The sequence below is a fragment of the Succinimonas sp. genome, assembly GCF_045225735.1.
In the GTDB taxonomy this organism is placed as follows: Bacteria; Pseudomonadota; Gammaproteobacteria; order Enterobacterales; family Succinivibrionaceae; genus Succinimonas.
On the sequence record NZ_JBGVBR010000020.1, the window covers coordinates 1 to 5,988 of the forward strand.

Sequence of the window (5,988 nt, forward strand, 5' to 3'; positions counted from 1 at the left end):
GCATCGCCCTTATCTGCGTCGTCTATCTCCTGGTGCTGATATTTTTCGGGTCGGGGATTTTTGAAGTGCTGAAGCAGCTCTGGGCTCTTCTGGGAGAATCCGCGCAGGAGGCCGGCTTCGCCATTGCCAGTATCGCCACCGTAACCGAGCACCAGCTTGGCGAGTGCCTCCGCCTGTTTGTCGGAAAGCTGGTGTCAGACACCGCCCTCCTCTCCACGATGCTTTACTACACCTGCATCTATTTTCTGGCCTATTCTCTGATTGCCCTGATCATGTATGCGCTGGAATTTTTCAGTCTTCCTCTGGTGCAGTGCTCCGGCATGCCCGGCCTCAAGGCCATGTGGGAAAGCTTCAAGGCCTTCAGTCTCAATATTATGAGCATTACGGGAATGGCAGTGGGATTTCTCTTTATCTGGCTCGTGTTTAACAGCGTCTGGCTGGTTCTGGGATTCCTGCTCCCCTCTTTAGTGGCGGTTTCGGTGTGCGGCGTCACCATTACCACTCTCTTTGTGGCCATTTTCCATATCCTGATTCAGGTAAACGCCACCCGGGATGTGTTCTGGTATCAGTCCTTCCATGATGCAGAGCCCCTTTACGAACAGGAAATCAAAAAAGGCCCCGGCCCTCATATCGCCACGGCGGATTACCCGGAAGACAAGGCCCTACCGAAGGCCCCGGCTCCGGAACCTCCGGCGTCATCTGATAATCCGGAAAAGCCGGCATAACAGCAGAAAGTCCCCGGGTTCCCGGGGATTTTTGCCTCTTGAGTCCCTCCCTTATCGCTGCTTCTGCCGGTTCTTCTCCGGATCAATCATTTTAATTCCTGTTCCCGAAAGCCATTTTGCGGGCAAAACTCACACCGCATCACTAAAAACCGGGGTCAAAACAAACATCATTGGTCTTTTGATATACAATGAGGGATTAAAATTATCTGACATCGAATAAGCAGCAGCTTCCGGATTCGCAAATGAAGACCTTTTCGAAGACTTTTTCCCTCACCGTTCTTTCGTCCTGCATCGCCATGATTCTGTCCTCCGGGACAGCGGCAGCGGAGGAAGAAGGCGCCCAGATGAAGCTCATCGCGGAATGCAAAAAAGACGGCATTCAGGAAAACATCTGCGCCGAATCAGTGCGGGATCCCAAACTCCAGATCTTTATCGGAGGTCAGTATTACAACGGTTCAAAAACCACCAAGCCCGACTACACCAGAGCTCTGGCCTGGTTCAGAATGGCCGGAAACATTCCGGTGGCAGAATACAACATCGGACTTATCTATGAGCGCGGCGGCTACGGAGTAATGGCCGATACCCAGATGGCCATTGTCCACTACGGCAATGCCGCTGCCGGCATGCACCCGGGAGCCATGTACAAGCTGGGACGCATCTACAGCACCGGAAACAGAGTGGAGCAGGATCTTCCCAAAGCCGGAGAATATTTCCGGGAATCCCACGACCAGGGCTACCCCTACGGCAGCTACGGTCTGGCTCTCTGGTACCTGAACACCATGCCGGATGATCACTGGGATCGGCCGGACATGTGCAATAAGGTGAAGGATCTTATTATGAAGGCCGAGGACGGGAAGGTGCCGGAAGCCTTTACCCTGGAGGGGATCCTCTATGAAAAGGGCATCCTCTGCACCGAACAGAGCGATGACAAGGCCGTGGAGCTTTACAACAAGGCCTCCTATGAAGGGGATTATCAGGCCCAGAGCCGCAGCTCCGAGCTTCTGATCCGTAACGGCAGGATCGATGAGGCCTTCAGAATGCTCACCGCTGCCGTCAATGATGAACGAAACCCCTACGCCATGTGCGTGCTGGGAGAACTATTCAGCAGCAAAAACTCCGGCTCCCGCTACGATCCTGACAAGGCCCGGGATATGTATCAGAAGGCCGCCGATATCAATGCTCCCTGCGGGCTCTTCCATATCGGCCTCGAATACTTCCAGGAACCGGATGCCGACTATGACAAGGCTCTGGAATATTTCACCAAAGCTCAGGAAAACGGCAGCTCCGATGCCGAATATTATCTGGGACTGATGTACTCCCGGGGCATTGGCGTTCAGGAAAACACCTCCAAAGCCATCAGGTTCTTCAAGAATGCCAATCTGGCCGGAAACCTTGAAGCCCAGAACGCTCTGGGAGAAATGTTCATTTACGGCAACGGCGTAAAACAGAATTACAAAACCGCCTTTAACTATATCAAGGGCAGCGCAGATGCCGGACGTCCGGAGGCCATGATTAACATGGGACGGATCTACGCCTACGGACTCGGTCAGCCCCTGAATACCGAAAAGGCCCGGGAGTGGTACCTCAAGGCGCAGGCCAGCGGCATGGATGCTCTGCCTTACCTGGGAGAACTGGAAATCCGGGAAGGCAAATATGAATCGGCTCTGGAAAAGCTGATGGAATCCGAAAAGAATCCCAACTCCGAGGCTGAGTTCTGGCTGGGCTATATGTACGAACGCGGACTGGGAGTTACCAAGGATCTTAAGGAGGCTCTGAATTACTACGAGCATTCCGTGGCTCATGGCAGCACCCGGGCGCTGGTGGCTTTGGGCCGGATGTACCAGGAAGGCGTCACCGGAAAACCCGACCCGGAAATGGCCTTTGATCTCTATCAGAAAGCCGCGGACCGCAAGGAACCGGATGCTATTTATCATCTCGGTCTCGCCTACGAAACCGGAAACGGCGTCAAGGCGGACAATCAGAAGGCCCTGAGATACTTTTCTGAAGCCGCCAAGAGCGGCCACCCCGAGGCTATGTACTACGTAGGCCGGTATATGGAGGAGGGGGTATTCACCACCTCCAATATCCAGGAGGCGGTGAAATACTATAAAACCGCCGCCAGCCGCGGCGTTGCGGAAGCGGAAATGGCTCTGGGCCGCTGCTATGAGGAAGGCACCGGCGTGTCCCGTTCTCTCCCGAAATCCTATGAAAACTACCTGGCCGCCGCCGGCCACGGCAATCGCGATGCCATGAGGATCACCGGCGACAACCTGATGAAGGGGAACGGCACGGAAAAGGATCCCTACAGCGCCTATCTGTGGTATCAGAAGGCCGCCGATCTGGGAGATCCCTATGCCGCCACCGTTACCGCCAAGGTCTATGCCAAAGGCTATGACAATCCCCGGAATCCGGAAAAAAGTATCCAGCCTGATGCTAACAAGGCCCGGAAATATCTTGATATCGGCATCAAACAGAATTTCCCGGATGCCCAGGCATTCAAGGCGCAGTGCTATCTTTACGGCTGGCTCATGGAAAAGGATCCCAAAAAGTCCTATAACCTCTTCATGGAGGCGGCGGCCGGAGATCCCGCCCACCCCAATACCGATGCTCTTTACTACCTCGGCTATATGTATGAGCACGGTATCGGAGTCACCCAGAACTTCATCAGCGCCGTGACCTGGTATGAGCAGGCGGTGCAGCAGCACAATCATGAGGCGGAGCTGGCTCTGGGACAGCTGTATCTCAATGCCACTCCCAGCACCGGCATCACCCAGGACAAGAGTCTCGGCATGCGTCTGATCCGGGATGCGGCTAACGGCGGAAATGAAAAGGCCGCTCAGATCCTGGAAGAGCTGGAATAGTTCCAGGCTAAGGTTTATCCGGCTTATTCCGGCATCCTTGCCGCAAAAAATCATAAGAGCTCCGGCAGGATCTGCCGGAGCCGCGAAGCTCGCATTACTTTGCCCCGCCCTCTGACGGAGTTCCCATGTCCCTTTTAATCAGGTATATCCGCAACGATCTTGAAGGAGTCTACACCGCCGAGCTTCTCCGGGGTTCCCTGAGCATGCTGTTAGCCGTGATTCTGGAACAATGCTCCTCTCCCGGTCCTGCCAACGCCTACATTCTTATCATGGGCTTGTACGGCCTCCGCTCCTTGCACGGGAATACCCTCCTCCGCCGTCTCGGCAATATTCTGGTCAGTCTGGCCCTTCTTACCGGCACTCTGGCCCTGGCGCTCTGTTTCGGGCAGGAAAAGCTCTGGCTCCCCCAGCTTCTGTTCGCAGTCTTCCTCTCCTCCGGCACGGTCTGGGCTCTCCGGAAAAGGCCGGAAATATCCGGCACGGTAATGTTCATGAGCGTGTTTGCGGTGGTGAATTTCGGCATGGGGCTTATTGACCATGACCATGAGATCCTGCTTCCGGATCTCCTCCGGGCCTCGCTTTTAGGCGGGCTTGCCGTTTTTCTGGCTGTGCTCCTGATCCCCTTCTTAAAAATTCACTGGTGTGCGGTAATAAACCGCTGCTTCTATCATGATCTCCGGGAATATGCCCGGGTCATGACGGATCTCAGGGATCTCAATACATTTTCCGAAATCAGGGACTCCGTAAAAAACCGCCTCCTCATGCTGCAGAGCTCCCTCTTTAACATTACCTCTTACGTTAATGATCCCGTAAGAAAAGCCCGCTATCTCCGGCTCCTTAATGCCCTTCTCCTCATTACCTACTGGCCCCACGGCCCGGACGCCCCAGAGGAGCACCGAAAACGCATTGTCAGCATCAGGAGGGGGCTTTTCGAGAGACTCCAGAGGATCCTTTCCGCCCGGAATCCGGAAACCCTCACCGCGCTCCTTCAGGATCTGGAAAACTTCAAATGCGAAATCCGGGGTTTGCCGCGGGATCCCTTCTGCGGCGGGGAAATGACCGGAGAAGCCGCTTTGGCGATCCGGGAAATCACCGCTCTTATGAGGGAGAGACTGCCCCATGACTGATAATGCAAAGAATCCTCCTAAGACTCCCCGGAAACATCTGCTCCCGGATATGCTGCTTGCAAGGCAGATGCTGTCCATGGGGATTGCCATGCTCATTGCCGAGGGGATCTCCTTCCTTTATCCTGCGGATCAGAGCTTCTGGATCCCCCTGACAACCTTCTGCGTCTGTCTTTATATCAGCACGCCCCTGACCGCCCTGAGACGCACGGCGCATCGCATTCTGGGGAGCATTTACGGGGTGATTATCGCCGGCATTGTCTGTCTGGTGTTCCCGAATACCGCCGGCCTTTTGACCTTCCTTGTCATCTTCGCCGGGCTCACCCTCTGGAGCCGGGCCTTTGCCGGTCTCTACTGGCTCTTTGTGGCCTTTATGACCGCCTCGGTGATCATGCTGCTGGCTCTCCTGATGCAGCATACCTCCCTGACCCCGAATTACCTCATCACGGAAAGAACGGCCTTTACCCTGCTGGGAGCGGCCATTTCCCTTCTGGTGAGTTCTCTCGTGATGCCGGCCACGGAAAGGCTGGATATGCTCCGAACCTACCGGCACTACCTCACCATGTTCTATCTGGAGTACCGCATCTCCATCTTCCGGCTCACGGAAACCGAAATTCCGGATCCCGATCTTAATCCCCGGGAAATCTTCAAAAGCGCCCGCACCTACCAGGAAAAGCTGCCGGTATGGCGTTATGCCCTGTTCTTCAATGTCTTTATCTACCGGTGCTTTGTAAGGTTTCTGCACCGGATCCATAAAATGCGGCTCTTGAACCGGGTGCTTCTTACCAGCATCTCCTCCCGGACGCCCGCAGTTCCCCTGAATGAGGACACCAGAAATCTTCTTCAGCAAAACCGCATCATCACCAAAAGAGTTCTTCTGGCGCTTATTCGCCTGAACCGGGATGAGGCCGGGAAGCGTCTTCAGGATCTCGCAAAAATCAACAGCCTGCTGGAGGAAAGAATGGGCCGGGAACAGGGACTCAGCCCGGCCATCATGCTTACCCTGAGAGAAATTGAGAACGATCTGGATCATCTGACCAAAGGAGCCGTGCAGCTGTATCTGACCTGCAAAAACGGAAACCGGGACTGATATCTCATGAGATACCAGGGGAGAAACCTGAGAAATACCGGAACTGCTGTCAAAGGATAAAATGAAAAACTGCCAGACAAAGGAAAATCAGGCAGTTTTTCCGGAAAGGTGCCAGAAAACCGAAAGCCCGGGTGGATATCTCTTCCCGGGCCTCGAGGGATCCCCGGCTACGGGAGCCCGTAGCCGGC

Annotated in this window: 4 protein-coding genes; all 4 read left to right on the forward strand. The window is 54.8% G+C overall.

The annotated features are described in order from the left end of the window. Positions 1–725 (forward strand): hypothetical protein (locus ACJROR_RS00530; RefSeq protein ID WP_406545392.1); only part of this gene is annotated, 725 nt, incomplete at its 5' end. A 242-nt stretch (positions 726–967) separates the two neighbouring features. Then, positions 968–3,586: a tetratricopeptide repeat protein gene (locus ACJROR_RS00535; RefSeq protein ID WP_406545393.1), complete on the forward strand. Its 2,619-nt coding sequence runs from the start codon at positions 968–970 to the stop codon at positions 3,584–3,586. 125 nt (positions 3,587–3,711) lie between these two features. Then, positions 3,712–4,713, forward strand: a complete 1,002-nt coding sequence (locus ACJROR_RS00540; RefSeq protein WP_406545394.1) for a hypothetical protein — start codon at positions 3,712–3,714, stop codon at positions 4,711–4,713. Then, positions 4,706–5,800, forward strand: coding sequence for an FUSC family protein (locus tag ACJROR_RS00545; protein ID WP_406545395.1), 1,095 nt, complete (start codon positions 4,706–4,708; stop codon positions 5,798–5,800). The genes ACJROR_RS00540 and ACJROR_RS00545 overlap by 8 nt, the downstream gene beginning before the upstream one ends. Positions 5,801–5,988: the final 188 nt, after the last annotated feature.

Bases quoted from the DNA above. Each gene is read 5' to 3' on its own strand.
- ACJROR_RS00545 (WP_406545395.1), top strand. From the start codon at position 4,706: ATGACTGATAATGCAAAGAATCCTCCTAAGACTCCCCGGAAACATCTG.
- ACJROR_RS00535 (WP_406545393.1), top strand. From the start codon at position 968: ATGAAGACCTTTTCGAAGACTTTTTCCCTCACCGTTCTTTCGTCCTGC.
- ACJROR_RS00540 (WP_406545394.1), top strand. From the start codon at position 3,712: ATGTCCCTTTTAATCAGGTATATCCGCAACGATCTTGAAGGAGTCTAC.